Raw genomic sequence first — 18,820 nt, forward strand, 5'->3', positions numbered from 1 at the left:
TTTTAGCCCTTGACGTGAAATATCACGATTGAGATATTAGGCACCAGAAGAGGCCAAATAACATGCTTTTGCGCGAAAACATCTACGATCAGCTTCGCTCTGATATTTTAGCATGCCGCCTCGCGCCGGGTGACGAAATGCGCGAGCAGGAGTTGGCCGAGCTCTATGAGGTGAGCCGGCAACCGGTCCGGGACGCGCTTCTGCGGCTGCAGCGCGAGCACCTCGTGACGGTGCAGCCGCGCCAGGGCTACCGGGTCACCCCGATCTCGCTGTCCGACGCCCGCGATCTCCTGCGCTTCCGTCTAGCGCTGGAGCCGGCCTGCGTTGCCGAGGCGATCGAGCGCGCGCCCGACAGCGTTCTGAAATCGCTCGACGAATTTCGCCGCTTCGCCGGCAACCACGAAGACTTCATCGCCTACAATCGCGGCTTTCACACCGCGCTCGCGCATGCGTCCGGCAATCGCCGCATGGCGACGGCTCTGTGCGACCTGATCGGCCAGGCCGACCGGCTGGTCCGCGTCAGCGTGTCCAATTTGAAAGGCCACGACCCCGCAAAGCTCGTCGCCGAGCACGTCGCCCTGATCGACGCCATGCAGAGCCGCGAGACCCGAACCGCCGCGCGCATCATCAAGGCCCATATCGGGGCCACCGAAAAACGGGTGCTGCCGGCGCTGAGGCGCAACGCCGTCATCGTCGAAGAGAGGTCATCATGAATATTTCCTCCAAGCCTGCGTCCATCGACGTCGAAATCCATGGTAACTTCATCGACGGGCGTGAGGTCGAAGCCGGCAACGGCGCGATGCTTGATGTCCGCAATCCAGCGACCGGCGACGTGATCGCCCGCATCCCCAATTCGACCGCCGAAGACATTGACCGCGCCATGAAAAGCGCCCGCGCCGCGTTCGAAGGCAAGGCCTGGGGTGGCATGGACACGCGCACGCGGGCCAGGCTGGTGAACAAGCTCGCCGATGCGTTCGAGGCCAACCTCGACAGCCTGTACCGGCTGGAGACCCTCAACAACGGCCGCCCGATCAATGAAACCCGCGCCCAGCTTTCCCGCCTGCCCGATTTCTTCCGGTACTTTGCTGGTGTTGCGCTCGCGCGCCGCGACTCCGTGATCCCCGTCGAAGGCGCGTATCTCAACTACACGCTCCGCACGCCGATCGGCATCGTCGCCAATTGCACGCCGTTCAACCATCCGCTGATGATCCTGTGCAAGTCGCTCGCCGTGGTGCTGGCGACCGGATGTGTCACGGTGGTCAAGCCGTCCGAATACACGCCGCTGACGACCTTGAAGCTCGCGCAGATCTTCACCGAAGCGGGCCTTCCGCCCGGCGTCTTCAACATCGTGCTCGGCCTTGGCCAAAACGCCGGCAAGATGCTGGCCGAGCATGGCGACATCAACAAGCTGGTCCTGACCGGCGGCACCGAGGCAGGCCGCATCGCCGGCAGCGCGGCCGCAAAGGTGTTTGCGCATCAGACCATGGAGCTTGGCGGCAAGACGCCGGTGATGGTGTTCGACGATTTCGACGTCGACCGCGCCGTCAACTACGCCGCGTTCGGCGCCTTCATCGGCGCCGGCCAGACCTGCGTCTGCGCCTCGCGCCATATCGTCCAGGCCTCGATCTACGACGAGTTCGTCGAGAAGCTGCAGGCCAAGACCCGCACCATCCGCGTCGGCGATCCCTTCGATGCGAGCACGCAGATGGGCCCCGTGATCTCCGCCCGGCAGCGCGACCGTGTTCTCGCCTACGTGGGCTACGGTCATGCCGACGGCGCGCGTCTCGTCACCGGCGGCGTTGCCGCGAAGGTACCGGGTCACGACAACGGCTATTTCGTTGAGCCGACCGTGTTCGCCGACGTCAGATCCGACATGCGCATCTTCCAGGAGGAAGTGTTCGGGCCCTTCACCTCGGTGACGCCGTTCAAGGACGAGGCCGATGCGCTGCGGCTGGCCAACGACTCGCCGTTTGGGCTTGCTGCCGCGATCCGCACCCGCGACGTCGCCCGCGCCCATCGTGTCGCGGCGTCGGTCAAGGCCGGCATCGTCTGGATCAACGATCACCACCGGCTCGATCCGGCCTCGCCCTGGGGCGGCGTCGACGAGTCCGGCATCGGCCGCGAATGCGGCACCGAGAGTTTTAACGACCACTTCAACACCAAGAGCGTGATGGTCGCGACCCACGAGCAGCCATTCGACTGGTATCGCGACACGGCCAACCAGAAGCGACTGAACTAGCCAGACACGACCAGCGGCAGATCGCTCATAGAAGGCGGCCGCATCAACCAGAATAACAGTCAGGGGAGAGCGTATATGTCGACACCGGTAAACGCAGGCAGCCGTCTCGATCGGCTGCCGATCGGGCCATTCCATCGCCGCATCATGCTGCTGATCGGCATCGGCATGTTTTTCGATGGCTTCGACATCTACATCGCCGGCACCGTGCTCAGCGTCACGCTGAAGACGGGCTTTTCGACCCTCGCACAGAACGCTGTTTTCATCTCCGCGACCTTCGTCGGCATGATGCTGGGATCGTTCGGCACCGGCTTCCTCGGCGACCGCTACGGACGCCGCTTCACCTATCAATTCAATTTGCTCCTCTTCGGCATCGCTTCGCTCGCCGCGGCGTTCTCGCCAAACATGGCCTTTCTGATCGCCTGCCGCTTCGTGATGGGCGTCGGTCTTGGCGCCGAGAACGTCGTCGGTTATTCGACGATGACGGAATTCGTGCCCGCGCGCACCCGCGGCAAATGGCTCGGCTTCACGACCGTGTGCGTCGTCACCGGTTTGCCCGTGGCGCTGTTGATTGCGTCCGTGGTGGTGCCGCAATTCGGCTGGCGCTCGATGTTCGTGCTCGGCGGCGTCGGCGCCCTGGTGGTTTGGTACATGCGCAAGTCGCTGCCGGAATCGCCGCGCTGGCTGGAAGCGGTGGGGCGCACCGCAGAAGCGGAAGCGCTGATGCAAGCCATCGAGAAGGAGGCGGCGCAAGGCCAACCCTTGCCTGCTCCCTCGCCCGTCCTGCCGGCGCCGGTCTCCGCCGATCTCGGCACGCTGTTCACCGCGCCTTTGCTGTCGCGGATGATCGTCGGCGCCGTCTGCCTGATCACGATCAACACCCTGCTCTATGGTTTCGTGACCTGGCTGCCCGTATTCTTCGTTAAGCAGGGCCTCTCGATCGCGACCTCGTTCGGCTATTCGCTGCTGATGGCACTCGGCGCCCCCGTCGGCTCGGCCATCGGTGCATTGACCGCCGACCGCTGGGGCCGCAAACCCACCATCATCGGCGCGTCCCTTGTCACGGTGGCGCTGGGCATCCTCTACCCCATGATCTCGGATCCGATCCTGCTGCCGGCGGTGGGCTTTGCGCTGACGGTGCCGATCTACGTCCTGGTCGCGCTCCTGTTCGGCATCTACATCCCCGAACTGTTTCCGACCGAGGTCCGCCTGCGCGCGTCCGGCATCGTCAACACGCTGGGGCGCGGCGCCACCATCGTCACGCCGTTCCTCGTGGTGTCGCTGTTCGAGTCGCGCGGCGTGGCCGGCGTGATGGCGCTGATGATTGGTCTCTTGGTGGTGCAGATCATCACGGTCTGGGCGCTGGGCATCGAGCCCAGGCATCGCAGCCTCGAGGAGCTGAAGGCCGAGGAAACGGCGGCACCGGTTCTCAAGGAAGCGTCCTGACGATTGGTGGCCTGCACTGCGGACGCTCCGATGCTCACATCGGAGCGTCATACGTTGCTGCGCTCACTGATCGCGACCTCATTCCGCGCCGATCGCGCCTCGAGCGCAGCACGCGACGTTGGCCCCCAGCCGCCGCGAAAAATCCGGGCCGGCGAGGTTGCCTCCGCGATCTCAGTTTGCACAATGCCATGCTTGGCCAGCCGATGGATCGAGCCCGGCAGACTTCGGCAATCGAGGTGAGAAATGAGTTTCCGCAGAAGTGATGGTGTGTGGCTAAATGAACCGGAACGATGGACGGCAGAGGGCGATAGTCTCCGGATCGTCACTGACAAAGGCTCCGACTTCTGGCGCGAAACCCACTACGGCTTCAATCGCGACAGCGGGCATTTCCTGGGCTTTCCAACCGGCGCGGCGTTCACCGCCAGTTTGCGCGTTCAGGGTCAGTTCCAGGCGCTCTACGATCAGGCGGGCATCATGGTGCGCATCGACGCGCACCATTGGGTCAAGGCCGGGATCGAACTCTCGGACGGCCGCGCCATGCTCGCGAGCGTGCTAACGGATGGGCGATCGGACTGGGCAACGGCGCCCTATGAGCATGACGCCGGTGACTTCTGGATGCGCGCAACCGTCGCCGACGGCGTCCTTCGTCTGCAAGTTTCGGCCGACGGCAAGTACTGGCCTCTCACGCGGCTCGCGCCGTTTCCGAGCGCAAGCTCATACCTTGTGGGGCCGATGGCCTGCACACCCGAACGCGCGGGGCTCGAAGTCGTATTCTCGACGTTTCGTCTAACACCGCCGCTTGGAAAGGACCTGCACGACCTGAGCTGAGCGGTTACCAGGCCCCGAGCGCGCAGATGATCGTTCACCCACGGAGACCTGCCACTCGCCTCTCCTCAGCCGCCGACTGCGCCTCGACCGCCTGCACGGCGACATCGGCAACTTGCCGCAGCGCTTCACGATCCGCGCCTGACGACGCCATCACGCCCATGCCGACTGCCACTGCCGAGACATAGCGCGCCAACGCGGCGGGATCCGCGCTCTCCTTGAGATCGCCTTCCGCCTTAGCGCGAACAAAGCGGTCGCGAAGCTGGTCTTCGTTCTGGGCACGGCGGGCGGCGAGTTCGAAGGGCACGTTTTCGGAGCCGGTGCCGCAGGCGATGCCGCCCTGCACCAGCAGGCAGCCGGGCGGATTGGCGGGATCGGTCTGCTTGTCGGCGATGCCCATCAGCATCCGCTCGGCAACCTCGCGGGCGGTCGGTGCGGCCACCACCTCGTCCATCCAGACGCCGCGCAATTTGGTGTAGCGGTCGAGCGCGGCCTTCAGCAGGCCTTCCTTATTGCCGAAGCAGGCGTAGAGGCTCGGGGGGTTGATGCCCATGGCCTCGGTCAGCTGGGCAATGGTGGCGCCCTCATAGCCATGGCGCCAAAACACTTCCATCGCCTGGTCCAACGCCATTTCAGCGTCGAATTCGCGGGGGCGTCCCATGCCCATGTGCCTGTTCTCCTTGGAATCGGCGCCGTCCCTCAACCTAACACCCGACCCTATCTATTTGTTCTCACTTTATTTTCTGTTCCGCTTGCCAACTCTTGCGGTAAGCGGCTACAATTTTCTTAGTGAACGGTACATAAGTATCTTGCGCTGCGATATCCAGATCCACATCTGTAGTGAACACTACATATCTGGAGCGCGCAAATGCCCCCGTCCCAAAACACCTCTCGCCCGGGCCGTGTCCGCCGTCTTCTCGGCGGCGTCGCCATCGTGGGCGTCCTCGCCGCAGCCGGCTCGATCGCGACCGGCCACTACTTCCGTGCAGCCCAGGCGACGGCAACGGCCGCCGCGGCTGAACAAGCCGTGCCCGTCACCGTCGCGTTGATCGAACCCAAGCAGACCGTGCTGTGGGACGATTTTTCGGGCCGGCTCGAGGCCATCCAGCGCGTCGAGCTTCGCCCGCGCGTTGCGGGTGCGATCCTCTCGACCAATTTTACTGAAGGCGCGCTGGTGAAGGCCGGTGACGTGCTCTTCAAGATCGATCCGGCGCCTTACGCGGCCGAGGTCGACAAGGCCGCCGCCCAGCTCGAGGCTGCGAAAGCGCGCGTCGTCTTCACCCAGAGCGAGCTCGAGCGCGGCGCGCAGCTGGTCGGTAACGCCGTGGTCACGCGGCGTGACTATGACCAGCGCGACAACGCCAATCGCGAAGCCATCGCGAATGTGAAGGCAGCCGAAGCGACGCTCCAGACCGCAAAGCTCAATCTCGACTACACCGAGGTGCGCGCGCCCGTGGACGGCCGCGTCGGCAAGTTCGAGATCACCGTCGGCAACCTCGTCGCCGCCGGCACCGCCTCGCCGGTCCTGACCTCGCTGGTCTCGGTCAATCCGATCTACGCCTCGTTCGATGCGGATGAAGAAGTGGTGTTGCGCGCACTGAACTCGATCGCAGACGCTTCCGGGCAGCGCGGCAAGCTCGACCAGATCCCGGTGGAGATGGCGACGTCGGGCGGCCTCTCGGCGAAGGGCCACATCCAGCTCATCGACAACCAGGTCAACGGCCAGAGCGGCACCATCCGCGTCCGCGCGGTGTTCCGGAACGACGACGGGCGTCTCATCCCCGGCCAGTTCGCCCGTGTGCGCATGGGCCAGCCCAAGCAGCAGGCGCTGGTGATGATCGACGAACGCGCGATCGGCACCGACCAGGACAAGAAGTTCGTGATGGCGGTCGGTGACGACAGCCGCGCCGTCTATCGTCCGATCACGCTTGGTGGCGCTGTCGACGGTCTTCGCATTGTCACCACGGGCCTGAAGCCCGGCGACCGCATCGTGGTCAACGGCTTGCAGCGCGTGCGTCCCGGCGCCCTCCTCAAGACGGAGGTCGCCGCGATGGGCGCGCGTGGGCAGCAGGCATCGAACCACAGCGACCAGGACGTGGTGCAACGCTAGTTACCTCATTCCGGGCCGCGCGCCCGGAATGATCAAGTCATAACGACCAAGACATCGCATCCCGATTCCGGAGTCGCGGGCACAGCTCGCGTCCCGGTGACGGGAGAGCTGTCTCTCGCGCAGGGGCAAGGCCATGAATCTCTCAAAATTCTTCATCGATCGTCCGATTTTCGCCGGCGTGCTGTCGGTCCTGATTTTCCTCGCGGGGCTGATCTCGCTGTTCGCAATGCCGATCTCGGAGTACCCCGATGTCGTGCCTCCCTCGGTGCTGGTGCGCGCGACCTATCCCGGCGCCAATCCCAAGGTGATCGCGGAGACGGTGGCAACACCGATCGAGGAGCAGATCAACGGCGTCGAAGGCATGCTCTACATGTCGAGCCAGGCGACCACCGACGGCGCGATGACGCTGACGGTGACGTTCCGCCTCGGCACCGATCCTGACAAGGCGACGCAGCTGGTGCAGAACCGCGTGCAGCAGGCCGAGCCGCGCCTGCCCGCCGTGGTGCGCCAGCTCGGCATCATCACGAAGAAGTCGTCGCCCGACCTCACCATGGTCGTGCATTTGCTATCGCCGAACGGCCGTTACGACATGACGTATCTGCGTAACTACGCGGTGCTCAACGTCAAGGACCGGCTGGCGCGGATCGATGGCGTCGGCGACGTGCAGCTTTATGGTGCCGGCGACTATTCGATGCGGGTCTGGGTCGATCCGCAGAAGGCCGCCGAGCACGGCCTGACCGCCAGCGACATCGTCAAGGCGATCCAGGCGCAGAACGTCGAGGCCGCCGCCGGCGTGGTCGGCTCCTCCCCGAATGTCAGGGGTATCGATCTGCAAATGTCCGTCAATGCGGAAGGGCGGCTCGCCAACGAGGAGCAGTTCGGCGACATCGTGGTCAAGACCGGCACGCGCGGCGAAGTGGTGCGGCTGCGCGACGTCGCCCGCATCGAGCTTGGCGCTTCCGAATACGGCCTGCGCTCGCTGCTCGACAACAAGCAGGCCGTCGCCATCCCGATCTTCCAGGCGCCCGGCTCCAATGCGCTCGAGATTTCCGATCACGTCCGCGCCACCATGGCCGAGATCAAGAAGAACATGCCGGAGGGCGTGTCCTACCAGATCGTCTACGACCCCACCCAGTTCGTGCGCTCCTCGATCGAGGCCGTGATCCACACGCTGCTGGAGGCGATCGCGCTGGTGGTGCTGGTGGTGATCCTGTTCCTGCAGACCTGGCGCGCCTCGATCATTCCGCTGCTCGCGGTGCCGGTGTCAATCGTCGGCACGTTTGCAGTGATGCACCTGTTCGGCTTCTCCATCAACGCGCTCAGCCTGTTTGGCCTGGTGCTCGCGATCGGCATCGTGGTCGATGATGCCATCGTCGTGGTCGAGAACGTCGAGCGCAACATCGAGGGCGGGCTGTCGCCGCGCGATGCCACCTACCAGGCGATGCGCGAAGTCTCGGGGCCGATCATTGCGATTGCGATGGTGCTGATTGCGGTGTTCGTGCCGCTCGCCTTCATCTCCGGCCTCACCGGGCAGTTCTACAAGCAATTCGCGCTGACGATTGCGATCTCGACCGTGATCTCGGCCGTCAACTCGCTGACACTGTCGCCGGCGCTGTCGGCACTGCTGCTCAAGGGGCATAACGAGCCGAAGGACCGGCTGACGATCATCATGGAAAAGGGCCTTGGCTGGTTCTTCCGCGGCTTCAACAAGGCCTTTACGCGCTCCTCGGAGAATTACAGCGGCACCGTCACCAAGGTGATCTCGGGCAAGGCCGCGGTGATGGGGCTCTATGTGGTGCTGGTCGGCGTGACCGCCTTCCTGTTCCAGCAAGTGCCTGGTGGATTCGTGCCGGGCCAGGACAAGCAATATCTGGTTGGCTTCTCGCGGTTGCCCGATGGTGCTGCGCTCGACCGCACCGAAGAAGTGATCCGCAAGATGAGCGACGTCGCGCTGACCCAGCCCGGTGTCGAGAGTTCGGTCGCGTTCCCGGGTCTGTCGATCGCCGGTTTCACCAACTCCTCCAACGCCGGCATCGTGTTCTCGACGCTGAAGCCATTCGACGAGCGCAAGGGTCCCGAACTGAGCGGCAATGCAATCGCCGCCGACCTCAACAAGAAATACGCCGGGATCCAGGAAGCCTTCATCGCCATGTTCCCGCCGCCGCCGGTCAACGGTCTCGGCACTATCGGCGGCTTCAAGCTGCAGATCGAGGACCGTGCCGGTCTCGGCTATGACGCGCTGAACGAGGCGACGAAAGCGTTCATGGCGGCGATGCAGAAAGCGCCGGAGATCGCCGGCGTGTTCTCGAGCTTCCAGGTCAACGTGCCGCAGCTGTTCGCCGACATCGACCGCACCAAGGCGCTGCAGTTGGGCGTGCCCGTGACGGAAGTGTTCAACACGCTGCAGATCTATTTGGGGTCCTACTACGTCAACGACTTCAACAAATTCGGCCGCACCTACTCCGTCTACGTCCAGGCCGATGCGCCGTTCCGCGCGCGGGCCGACGACATCAGGCAGTTGAAGGTGCGCTCGTCCTCCGGCGACATGGTGCCGCTGTCGGCGCTGCTGAAGATCCGCCAGAGCGCGGGGCCCGAGCGCGCGATCCGCTACAACGGGTTCCTGTCGTCCGACATCAACGCGGCCGCCGCGCCCGGCTTCTCATCGGGCCAGGCGCAGGAAGTCGCGACGCGGATCGCGGCGGAGACGTTGCCGCCAGGCTTTGCCTTCGAATGGACCGACCTGACCTATCAGGAGTTCATCGCCGGCAATTCCGGGCTCTGGGTGTTCCCGCTGGCGATCCTGCTGGTGTTCCTGGTGCTGGCCGCGCTCTATGAGAGCCTGACCCTGCCGCTCTCGATCATCATGATCGTGCCGATGGGCCTGCTGGCGGCAATGTTCGGCGTCTGGATCTCCAAGGGCGACAACAACGTCTTCACCCAGATCGGCCTGATCGTGCTGGTGGGACTCTCGGCCAAGAACGCGATCCTGATCGTCGAATTCGCGCGCGAGCTCGAATTCGCCGGACGCACGCCGATCCGGGCTGCGATCGAGGCGAGCCGGCTGCGATTGCGCCCGATCCTGATGACGTCGATGGCGTTCATCATGGGCGTGCTGCCGCTGGTGCTTTCGACCGGCGCGGGCTCGGAGATGCGGCGCGCGATGGGTGTCGCGGTGTTCTCCGGCATGATCGGCGTCACCGTGTTCGGCCTGTTCCTGACGCCGGTGTTCTACGTGCTGCTGCGAACCGTCACCGGCAACAAGCCGCTGGTGCATCACGGCAGCGACATCAGCGCGGCGCCGATTCAAACTGCGGGTCACTAGATCAGGGAAATCCCCGAGATCAACAACAGAACGAGCACGGTCTTGCGAAAGACCGTCTCGTTGACCCGGTGAAAGGCGATCACGCCGAGCGCCGAACCTGCGAACAACGCCGGCAGGCTGATCGCGAGATCGACCAAGACTTTTGACGAGAGATCTTGGTGCCCGACCAATAGCGCGATCGCAAAGAGCTGCATCGCCGCAATGAACGGCTGTACCAGGCCGCGCTGCTCGCTCTTGGGCATGCCGCGCATGTCGCACCAGATCGTCGGGATCGCCCCGGGCATGGCGGTGAGCCCGCCGACCAGCCCTCCCCCGAATCCGATCAGCGCGACCCAGTGGCGGCCGACGGCTTCACTGGCCGTCACCAGCGTCGGCCGCAGCAGCATGTACGCCGCGTACAATGCGACGATGATGCCAAAACCGCGCCGGAGCAGATGTGTGTCCGTTGACTGCAATAGCGACACCGCGATGGGAACGCCGATCAATCCGCCGACGATCAGCAGCAGGCTGCCCTCCCAGCGAATGTTGCGCCGGAGCGCCCACAGATTGGTCGCCTGCACGCCGATGCTGCACGCCATCATCAGCGGCACGGCCTCCAGCGGCTGAAACACCCGGAGCAGAATGGCGCCCGCCACCGCGGAGAAGGCGAAGCCCGAGAGACCCGAGACGAAGGCGCCTGCGAACACGGCGACGCTGAGCAGAAGGCTGGTTGCGATGTCAGGCACGATGCGTCCTCTCGGATCAATCGTAATGCGATTGTGGTACGGGGACCTCGACGCTGCCGGTGCAGAGCACCGGCTCGCTTCCACTCACCTGCGACGACGAGACCGGCTGCGCGTGAGACCGTTCCAGCATCGCGAGCCCGACCAGCTGAAGCGCGACCAGTGCGGCGGTCAGCGCGACCGCAACGATGTTGGCGTTACGCGCGTTCGAACGCGGGGTGGCCGGCGGCGCGCTCGTGCGCATCAGATCCGTAGGCATGTCCTGAAACGTCCTCTTCGTTGCTGACCGGAATGATTTCATTCAAAGGCAATGTGTCGTGCGGCTGCTCCAGCAGGTGGCGGTAGCGCTGCAACGCGCGACGCGCCTCGATCTCGCGCTGCACGTGGAACGCCGCGCCGGCCCGCGCGGCAATGCTGCGGAACCGGCCTGCCAAATTCGGTAACCTTGTTCGCATGACAATCTCCTCTCAACCTGTGGGCGAGATTGACGGGATTCACTCCCGCTTGCAGTGAGTTGCTTCACACAACGATCGAACGCGTCAAACAACAGATCGTATGACGTCTCGTAGGTGAGAACGCCGAAAGTCGCGTCACCCAATCGAATGACGCGCGATAACTTTCTAATGATGCTCCTGATTGAACCTATTGCGAGCTGGAGCGACCCGCATGCGCGTCAGTGCACGAGCGGATTGGAGAATCCGGCCGCGAGCTTGACGAGATCGGCCTGGCGCGAAACGCCGGTCTTGGCGAACACGCGATGCAGATGCGTCTTCACCGTGGTCTCGGCGATGCCGAGCGCGATAGCCGTCTCCGGCACGCCGCCGATCTCGACGATCGATTGTAGAACCCTGAGTTCCGCAGGCGTGAGTTCGAACGTGCGGTCGATGACGCCCGCACAGGAGCGGCCGTCAAGCTCCGCCTTCCAGATGAACAGGGCCCCGACGGCGGACGTGCGTTCGGCCGCGCCCTCGCGCAGCAGCGACGGCAGCGCGATGACGTGCGCGACGTAGTGGGAGCCGTCATGCGACATCAGCGGAATCTTCCGCCCCGAAGCCGCAGCCAGGGCAACCCCGCCGGCGTCGCGGAAGATATCGCGCAACGCTGAACTCGCCGCAGTGGACCTTGCCACCAGCCGGCCTGCGACCGACCGCAGGACATCGTCGGCGGCCAAAATCGTCTCCGCGGCCGGATTGCTGTGGACGATATGACAGGCTGCATCGAGCAGGATAACGCCGGCATTCAACCGGTCGACGACATCGGCGAGCGCGGTCGCCCGCTGCTGCTTCCGCTCGATCGCCTTGTTGATCAGCAGCGCCCGGCTCGCATGCGGAACCAGGGACTGCATCCGCGCGCGCTGCTCCGCGTCGAGCATCTGCCTGCCCGGGATCACGGTCATCAGCATCGGGCATGGCGACTTCGACTGCTCCAGCACCACGTTGGCGACATCGATGCAGCCCTGCGGGCGCAGCCATTCCTGATAGAAACGGCCACGGCGATATTCGTCGTAATCGACGAGATCGGGGATGTTGCGCACCTCGCCGTACCGCGGCAGCCGCGCCAGCGGATCATACTGCGCGTAGGTCTCGGCATAGAGCTGGATGTAGTGCGGATCGACGCCGCAGTAATAATGCGTCGCGCCTGATTTGCTGACCGGGTCTTTCGAGATCAGGCCGCAGGCCTGGCTGCCGACGAACGCGTTGAGCATAACGACGACATCGCCCCACAACTCAGGGTGGAGACCAGCGTCATAGATATTCTCGATCAACTCGGACTGTTTGGGAGGTCGGGGCATCGGAAGAGCCAATGGTCACATGGAGACAGCGAAATGTTCTTCGTGCCCGGCGGCTTTTGTGAGTCGATCACGGGAGCAAAAGGTTCAACTCCGGCGGCGATTCAACGATCAATGGACCAGCGGATTGGAGAACCCGGCCGCGAGCTTGACGAGATCGGCCTGCCGGGACACCCCGGTCTTGGCGAAGACGCGATGCAAATGCGTCTTCGCGGTCGTTTCCGCAATTCCCAGCGCGGCCGCCGTCTCCGGAACGCCGCCGACCTCGACGATCGAGAGGAACACGCGCAGCTCGGCCGGCGTGAGATCGAAGGTCCGCGCAATCAATTCGCCATAGGACTGCCCGCCGAGCGACACCTTGCGCAGCAGCAGCGCACCGACAGTATCGACCACTTGCTCGCTACCGTTCCGCAGCACGGACGACAGCGGCAAAACATGCGCGACATAGCGCTCGCCCGTGGGTGACAGCAGCGGAATCGCACGGTCCCTGGCGGCAAGCCGAGTAACGTCATTGCGCGTCGCGAATGCTTCGCGCAGCGTCTGATTGGCCTCCGGGCTGCAGGTCACGAGCTGTCCTGCGACGGCGCGAACCACGTCGTCGGCTGCGAGCAAGGCATGCCCTGCGGAATTGGCATGCACCAGGCGGCAAGCCGCATCGAGCAGGAAGATGCCGGATGCCAGATTGTCCAGGACGTCGGCCAGCGCGGTCGCCAGGGTCAATTTCGAATCGATGGCGCGGTTGATCAGCAGCGCGCGGCTGGCGTGCGGGACGATGAGCGAGAGACGATGCTTCATCGCGGGATCGACCATGCGCCGGCCGGACAACACCGTCATCATCACCGGGCAGCTCGCATTCGACTTGTCGAGCACGACATTGGCCGCATCGCTGCACCCCTGCGGCCGCATCCATTCCTGGTAGAAACGCCCTCTCCGATATTCCTCGAAATTGACCAGCTCGGGGATGCTGACGATCCGGCCGTGTGGCGGCAGCACCGTCAGCGGGTCGAATTTCGAATGGGTCTCGGAATAGAGTTGGATGTAGTGCGGGTCCGCCCCGCAATAATAGTGCGTGACGCCGAACTTGCTGATCGAATCCTTGGAAAACAGCCCGCAGGCCTGACCGCCGACGAAATCGCGAATGCCGGTGACGACATTGTCCCACAGCGAGGGGTCGAGCCCCGCGTCATAGATGGACTCGACCAGTTCCGGCAGCTTCCGAGGTCCGTGCATGGGTTTTAAATGGCCAGAGTGATCAATATCACCAAGCCTAGCACAACCAGTGCATGCGGCATCCTCCGATCGGAGGAGGCGCCGGCCGGGCGGATGGCGCCCGGCCGGCGGGCGTCGCGTTCAAGCCAACGGGCTGGTGCCGGCTCAGAACGCGACGCGAACACCGCCCTTCGCCGTGCCGGTGCGGCTCTGATCGGACATCATCATGCCCTCCACCGCGCCGAACACGGACACGTTCCTGGTCGTCCGATAATCGAAGCCGAAGCCGGCGACCGCGCCGACGGTGCTGCGGCTGCCCGGCGTGACGAAGGAGAGGTTTTGTCCGAGCAGCACCGTGTTGATATTGGTGTCGCCGACGCGCTGGAGCGCGATCACGCCGCCATGGATGTTGGCCTTGAGCTCGCCGCCGGCGAGGCTCGTGACCCGCGAGAGATCGACCTCGCCGCGCTCCTCGAAGTCCTGGAGCGTGCGGCTGCCGACCGACAGCCCCTGCGCCGATCCGGTTTCGCTGTAGCTATCGAACCGGCCCGCGACGTAGCGCAGCCGCGCCGTCGGCGTCAGCAAATAGCCGTTGCCGATGTCGAGCTTGGTGCCATAGGCAACCTCCGGGCTGATATACCAGCCGCTGTAGTTGGCGGTCGCGGTCTCCATGCCGCCGACCGCGGCATTGTTCAGCACCAGGCGGCGCGATCTGTTGTCGGCATTACCGCCCTGGATCGTGAAGTCGAAGAACTGCGCGGCCCATTCGAACCGGCTGTAAGCACCGGCGAAGACATAGTTCGTATCCACCGACTGCGAGTTGAGATCAACCGAGAGACCGCCCTGCCCGCCGCCGAGGAAGGCGCCGACCAGCCAGTTCGGCTGCACCTTGCGGTCGATGCCGATCGCCCCACCCCACGCCGTCGAGGTCGCGCGCAAGGTCGAGGCCGTCTCGTCCTGGATACGCTGGCCGCCAAAACTGTTAGCCCAGACCGTGATCGGCGCCGGATCGGTCCAGAGGCTGTGCGGCGCCTTGGTGAAGGGACCAGCCTGCGCCGTCTCCGGCGCATAGGCCATCGCCATCATGTCGCTGCCGGCGGTCCCACCACCGCTCAGCCGGCCCTGCACCAGCGACGAGACGCCGCCGGTAAAATCCATCAGCGTGCGATCGGTCTGCGCCAGCGCGGTGGGATCGAGCGTTGCAAGTGCGCCGCCGGAAACGACGGAGGGGCCGTTGAAGCTTCCGCCGGAGACGTTAGTGTTGATGGTGCCGTTGAAGTTGATGAAGGTCGGCAGCGCGACGGTCGTCAGCGACGACACTTTGCTGCTCAACGGGGTGAGGTTGACGTTGATCACGTCGGCACCGAAGCCGAAATCGACCACGCCGTTGATCCTCGAGCCCGGCAGCAATGTCAGAGTGTCGGCCGCGTTCGTCAGCTTGATCGCCGTGCCGCTGGTACCGGTGATTGTGCCGGAGTTCGTGATATTCGCTGCACCAAACACGCGGAGACCGGTCTGGCCGGAAATCAAGCCCGAGTTGACGATTGTAGCGTCGGTATTCGTCCCGACACCGAGCACACCTCCCGAGATATTGCCGGCATTGCCAATCACGGCCACGCCCTGAGCGAAAACACCTTCGATCGTGCCGGCAATAGTGCCGCCCGCCATGTTGGTCAGATTGAGCGCGCCCCCGGTCACGATGCCGTTCTTTCCCGTGATCGACCCGGAGTTGACGACATCCGCTTGGCCGCCGGAAAGGATACCATTTGCGCCGGCGGCACCGCTGATCGTGCCGGAGTTCTGCAAAGCCACCGCAGCAAAAGCCTCAACGACGGTCCCGGTCGCCGCGCGAAGCGTGCCTGAGTTGGTGACACTCACGGTCGTGGCATTGATCGCAGCCCCCGCTCCCGTTGCCTCGACAACGCCGGCATTGTTGACCGAGACCTTATCGGCGTCGATGCCAAACAGCCCGGCGGAGATGAGGCCCCCGGCGGCGTTCACGACTGTCGCTGTATCGGTCGCGTGAATGGCTGTTCCGCCGGTCACGCCGCCCTTGATCGCACCGGCATTTGCCACGTTCGCGTCCGTCACAGAAGAGATCGCTGTCGAGTTGACGTTCGCGCTTTGAATTGTGCCTCCGGCATTGTTATTGGCGATCACCGCCCCGGAGACTGACATGATTGCGCCGCTCTCGCCTGCGATCACACCGGTGTTGGACGTGACGTTCACCGTGCTTGCGCGGATTCCGACACCGCCAGTGGCGGAGGCCGTAATGCTTCCGGCATTCGAGACGGTCGCCGTTACCGCTTTGAGGGCAACCCCGCCGGCGTCAAATGCCGATATCGTACCGCCAGCGCTGTTCGTGATAGTTGCGGTGTTAGCATCAATTCCGCTGCGTCCTCCGGAAATGCGAGAAGAATTGGCGGTCAAAACGACTGTTCCTGCTTTGATGCCGACGCCGCCCGCAGCGAGCGCGTTGATGTCGCCCGCATTGGTGATTGTGGCGGTGCCGACGACTCGGACGGCGATGCCGTTTGCGGCGTTCGCCAGGATCTGGCCCGTATTGTTGATGGTGGCGTCGGTTCCCGCATTGGCACCGATTGCGTCGCCCTCGATACGTGACGTGTTGGCGGTCATCGTAACCGAACCAAGAACGTTGACAGCGATGCCCCCGGCCGCCACCGCCGAGATGGTCCCGCGGTTGTCGATCGAGGCGTTGCCGCTGGCGGAAACGGCTACGCCACTTGCACCAGTTGCCCTGATGCTTCCATTGTTGGCGACGGCGACGTCGGCCGTCGCAGAAACGCCAAAACGGGCGCCGACGATCGTGCCGGTATTCGCAGTCACGTTCAACATCGTTGCCTGGATTCCGGTGGAATCCGCACCAATACCGGCAATCATGCCAGCATTGCTCACGGTGACAGTAGTCGCCTCAATGCCGCGCCCTCCGAGACCGCTGGTGATCGTCCCTGCATTGTCGAGATTGAGCGTCGATGCCGTGATGCCACTGAAGCCCGAGATCGTGGCCCCGCTGGCATTGGCGACTGTGACATTGCCGGCCCTGAGGCCGGCCGCGCCGGCTCCGTCGATTGTGCCGAAATTGGTTACTACGCCCCCCGAGCCAGTCTCAATGCCGAAGGATGGTCCGTGAACATTCGCCCCCGCTTCGACTTGGTAGGTGTTGTTGTTGTCGTTGATGGTCCCGTATCCGGTAACACCGCCTTGCTGCGTGTCGACGTTTCCAGAGCAGACAATGGCTGCGTTGTTTACCGGTGCTACCGGCGAACAGGCCGCCTTCGCCCGGTCGACCGCGATCCACGGCGCCAGCAGAACGACCGGCACGGAGATTCGCAGCAGGCGATGGCTGACGGTTGCGAGAAGTCGTCGTTTCATTTTTATTCCCCAATCGAGCCTGCAGCACGACTGGCGTGCAGGTGTGCAGGCTTATTGCAACCGTCCTCCTCCGATCGGACGAGGACGCCGCAGCCAACTGTGAATCGCTGACCGCTAAGCTAGAAGGACAGGCATCTTCCGACTTGGACTGATGCGACCGGGTCTCAGCTCAGAGCGAACTGTTGCCCTTTCGGCCGTCAGTGGTGCAAAGTTGCGACACTGCCAGCGGGGTTCAGGCCTGGTCCCATCCCGCCTTCTCCGCGTTCTCGGCCCAGACCGCGGCGCGATAGATTTCGCGCCCGCTGTTGTCCCTGACGCGGATCCAGGCATCTCGGTCGCGCAGATCATCGCGCCAGACGAACAGATGGTTTGCCATCTCGTTGGCCACCACGAATGTCGCTTCCGCGCATTCGAACACCATGCCGCCCGGGTCGATCTTCACGATGTTGCCGACCAGGAGGTCGAAAAAGAAACGGCGCATTCAACACTCCGGCTGCGGATGCCGCACGCAACACTTGGGTCATGGCTTCGCAATCAAGGATCACGTCAGATCCCTGTCTGCTGGTTGAAATCGGCAGTTGTTTGAATTCAGCCGCGCGCGGTCACATCGCCCCGCCGCTCCTGACGTCACTCGGTGTCGCGCCATAGGCGCGCCGGAAGCAGCGGTTGAAATAAGAGAGATCGCCGAAGCCGACGTCGTAGGCGATCGAGCTCACGGGACGCTCGGCGAAATCGGGCTCGCGCAACATGCGATGGGCGCGCTTGAGACGCTGCTCGGTCAGGAACGACGAGAAGGTCTTGCCGTCAGCCTCGAACAGCCGCTGGAGATAGCGCGGAGTCACGCCGAGCTCTTGGGAAACCGTCGCCACCGAAATATCCTGCTGCCAGCAATTGTTGACGATGAGGAATTTCGCCTTCTGGAGTCGCGCCGCCTTGATGCCCCGCCGCCCGGTCGATTCCCTCGCGTGATCCGTGGCGCCGAGAACCAGCGCCAGGAGATCATGCAGATGGGCGACGCCGAATTGTCGCAACGCCGGCACCGCCAACGCCTTTTCGTGCACCAGTGCCATCGCATAGTCGACGAGCAGCCGAAGCCCTGTGGCGGTCTCCGGGATGACGCGCATCACCACATCGTCCACGTCCACGATCATCGGAGCCAGCACGCGTCGGGGCACGCGCAGCGAGAAACCACTTCCCAGCGAGAGACGCTCGAAGGTCGTGACGTCCTCCGCGCTCGTCAGGACCGCCTGTCCCGCCTGAAGCCTCAGATCGTGTCCTCGCTCGGATATCCCGAGAACGCCGGACCTGTTCAGGATCAGGGCGAGGCTGTCGTCGCCATCCGCAACCAGCTGCTTCGTCCGAATGACCCGCGCCCCGCACAATCCTCCGATCAGCAACTGGGCTTCCGGCAGGACGTGCGAGGTGAAGCTCGCCGCGGCCGGCCTTCCCTCCTTTGCCTCGACCTCCGCCTTCAGCACGCCACGGCAGTAGAACTCGCGCAGCAGCGGCACGCGCTCGTCTTCCGGAATGTGGTCCGTTGAAACATTGAAAATCGAAAATTCTTCCTTGCCGCTCACTGCAACCTCTCCAACCAACGAGCAAGCCTCGGCCATGCACCACCGCCCCGCCTCGCGTTCGATACGCATTGCACATCGTCTCCGTGGCGCACGCGGCGCATGTCGAGTGCGGCGCGATATACGAAAGTATCAAATGATGCGCGTCGTACGTTCGGAGGACCGGCGGCCCTTGCTCATCACAATGGATTGAG

General features: G+C 63.9%; 15 protein-coding genes. 6 read left to right on the forward strand and 9 right to left on the reverse strand.

Annotated elements, in window-relative coordinates; translation table 11 throughout:
* Positions 1–62: 62 nt before the first annotated feature.
* The 4 genes from B5V03_RS27410 (at position 63) to B5V03_RS27425 (ending at position 4,510) form a co-directional block, all read left to right on the forward strand.
* A complete protein-coding gene (locus tag B5V03_RS27410) occupies positions 63–713 on the forward strand; it encodes a GntR family transcriptional regulator (protein ID WP_129273464.1) in 651 nt (216 codons plus the stop codon).
* The gene (locus B5V03_RS27415; protein ID WP_129273465.1) at positions 710–2,239 is read left to right on the forward strand and encodes an aldehyde dehydrogenase; all 1,530 of its coding nucleotides are present in this window, start codon (positions 710–712) and stop codon (positions 2,237–2,239) included. Before B5V03_RS27410 ends, B5V03_RS27415 begins: the two co-directional genes overlap by 4 nt.
* 75 nt (positions 2,240–2,314) lie before the next feature.
* Positions 2,315–3,682, forward strand: coding sequence for an MFS transporter (locus B5V03_RS27420; protein WP_129273466.1), 1,368 nt, complete (start codon positions 2,315–2,317; stop codon positions 3,680–3,682).
* A gap of 243 nt (positions 3,683–3,925) precedes the next feature.
* Positions 3,926–4,510 (forward strand): DUF1349 domain-containing protein, encoded by a 585-nt coding sequence (locus tag B5V03_RS27425; protein ID WP_129273467.1) that lies wholly within the window; start codon positions 3,926–3,928, stop codon positions 4,508–4,510.
* Positions 4,511–4,544: 34 nt separating this feature from the next.
* Here the strand turns inward: B5V03_RS27425 and B5V03_RS27430 are convergent, their stop codons facing one another.
* Positions 4,545–5,174: a TetR/AcrR family transcriptional regulator gene (locus B5V03_RS27430; RefSeq protein ID WP_129273468.1), complete on the reverse strand. Its 630-nt coding sequence runs from the start codon at positions 5,172–5,174 to the stop codon at positions 4,545–4,547.
* Between the two features lie 201 nt (positions 5,175–5,375).
* Here B5V03_RS27430 and B5V03_RS27435 point away from each other — a divergent pair, with 201 nt between their 5' ends.
* Both B5V03_RS27435 and B5V03_RS27440 read left to right on the forward strand, forming a co-directional pair.
* Positions 5,376–6,617 carry an efflux RND transporter periplasmic adaptor subunit gene (locus tag B5V03_RS27435; RefSeq protein ID WP_129273469.1) on the forward strand — a complete coding sequence of 414 codons (1,242 nt, stop codon included), beginning with the start codon at positions 5,376–5,378 and terminating at the stop codon, positions 6,615–6,617.
* A gap of 133 nt (positions 6,618–6,750) precedes the next feature.
* Positions 6,751–9,939, forward strand: a complete 3,189-nt coding sequence (locus tag B5V03_RS27440; protein ID WP_129273470.1) for an efflux RND transporter permease subunit — start codon at positions 6,751–6,753, stop codon at positions 9,937–9,939.
* Here B5V03_RS27440 and B5V03_RS27445 read toward each other — a convergent pair.
* The 8 genes from B5V03_RS27445 to B5V03_RS27480 form a co-directional block, all read right to left on the reverse strand.
* A complete protein-coding gene (locus tag B5V03_RS27445) occupies positions 9,936–10,664 on the reverse strand; it encodes a sulfite exporter TauE/SafE family protein (RefSeq protein WP_129273471.1) in 729 nt (242 codons plus the stop codon). The genes B5V03_RS27440 and B5V03_RS27445 overlap by 4 nt on opposite strands.
* Before the next feature lie 16 nt (positions 10,665–10,680).
* Positions 10,681–10,905 (reverse strand): hypothetical protein, encoded by a 225-nt coding sequence (locus B5V03_RS27450; protein WP_245502352.1) that lies wholly within the window; start codon positions 10,903–10,905, stop codon positions 10,681–10,683.
* Positions 10,859–11,095, reverse strand: a complete 237-nt coding sequence (locus tag B5V03_RS27455; RefSeq protein WP_349643403.1) for a hypothetical protein — start codon at positions 11,093–11,095, stop codon at positions 10,859–10,861. The genes B5V03_RS27450 and B5V03_RS27455 overlap by 47 nt, the downstream gene beginning before the upstream one ends.
* A gap of 239 nt (positions 11,096–11,334) precedes the next feature.
* Positions 11,335–12,453 carry a helix-turn-helix transcriptional regulator gene (locus B5V03_RS27460; protein WP_129273474.1) on the reverse strand — a complete coding sequence of 373 codons (1,119 nt, stop codon included), beginning with the start codon at positions 12,451–12,453 and terminating at the stop codon, positions 11,335–11,337.
* Positions 12,454–12,561: 108 nt separating this feature from the next.
* Positions 12,562–13,680, reverse strand: a complete 1,119-nt coding sequence (locus B5V03_RS27465) for a helix-turn-helix transcriptional regulator (RefSeq protein ID WP_129273475.1) — start codon at positions 13,678–13,680, stop codon at positions 12,562–12,564.
* A 144-nt stretch (positions 13,681–13,824) separates the two neighbouring features.
* Positions 13,825–17,052, reverse strand: a complete 3,228-nt coding sequence (locus B5V03_RS27470) for an autotransporter outer membrane beta-barrel domain-containing protein (protein ID WP_129273476.1) — start codon at positions 17,050–17,052, stop codon at positions 13,825–13,827.
* 232 nt (positions 17,053–17,284) lie between these two features.
* Complete coding sequence (locus B5V03_RS27475) at positions 17,285–17,533, reverse strand: DUF6894 family protein (protein ID WP_129273477.1); 249 nt, start codon at positions 17,531–17,533, stop codon at positions 17,285–17,287.
* 121 nt (positions 17,534–17,654) lie between these two features.
* Positions 17,655–18,629: a helix-turn-helix transcriptional regulator gene (locus B5V03_RS27480; RefSeq protein WP_129273478.1), complete on the reverse strand. Its 975-nt coding sequence runs from the start codon at positions 18,627–18,629 to the stop codon at positions 17,655–17,657.
* Between the last annotated feature and the right edge of the window lie 191 nt (positions 18,630–18,820).

The sequence above is a fragment of the Bradyrhizobium betae genome (assembly GCF_004123905.1).
Taxonomy (GTDB): Bacteria; Pseudomonadota; Alphaproteobacteria; order Rhizobiales; family Xanthobacteraceae; genus Bradyrhizobium; species Bradyrhizobium betae_A.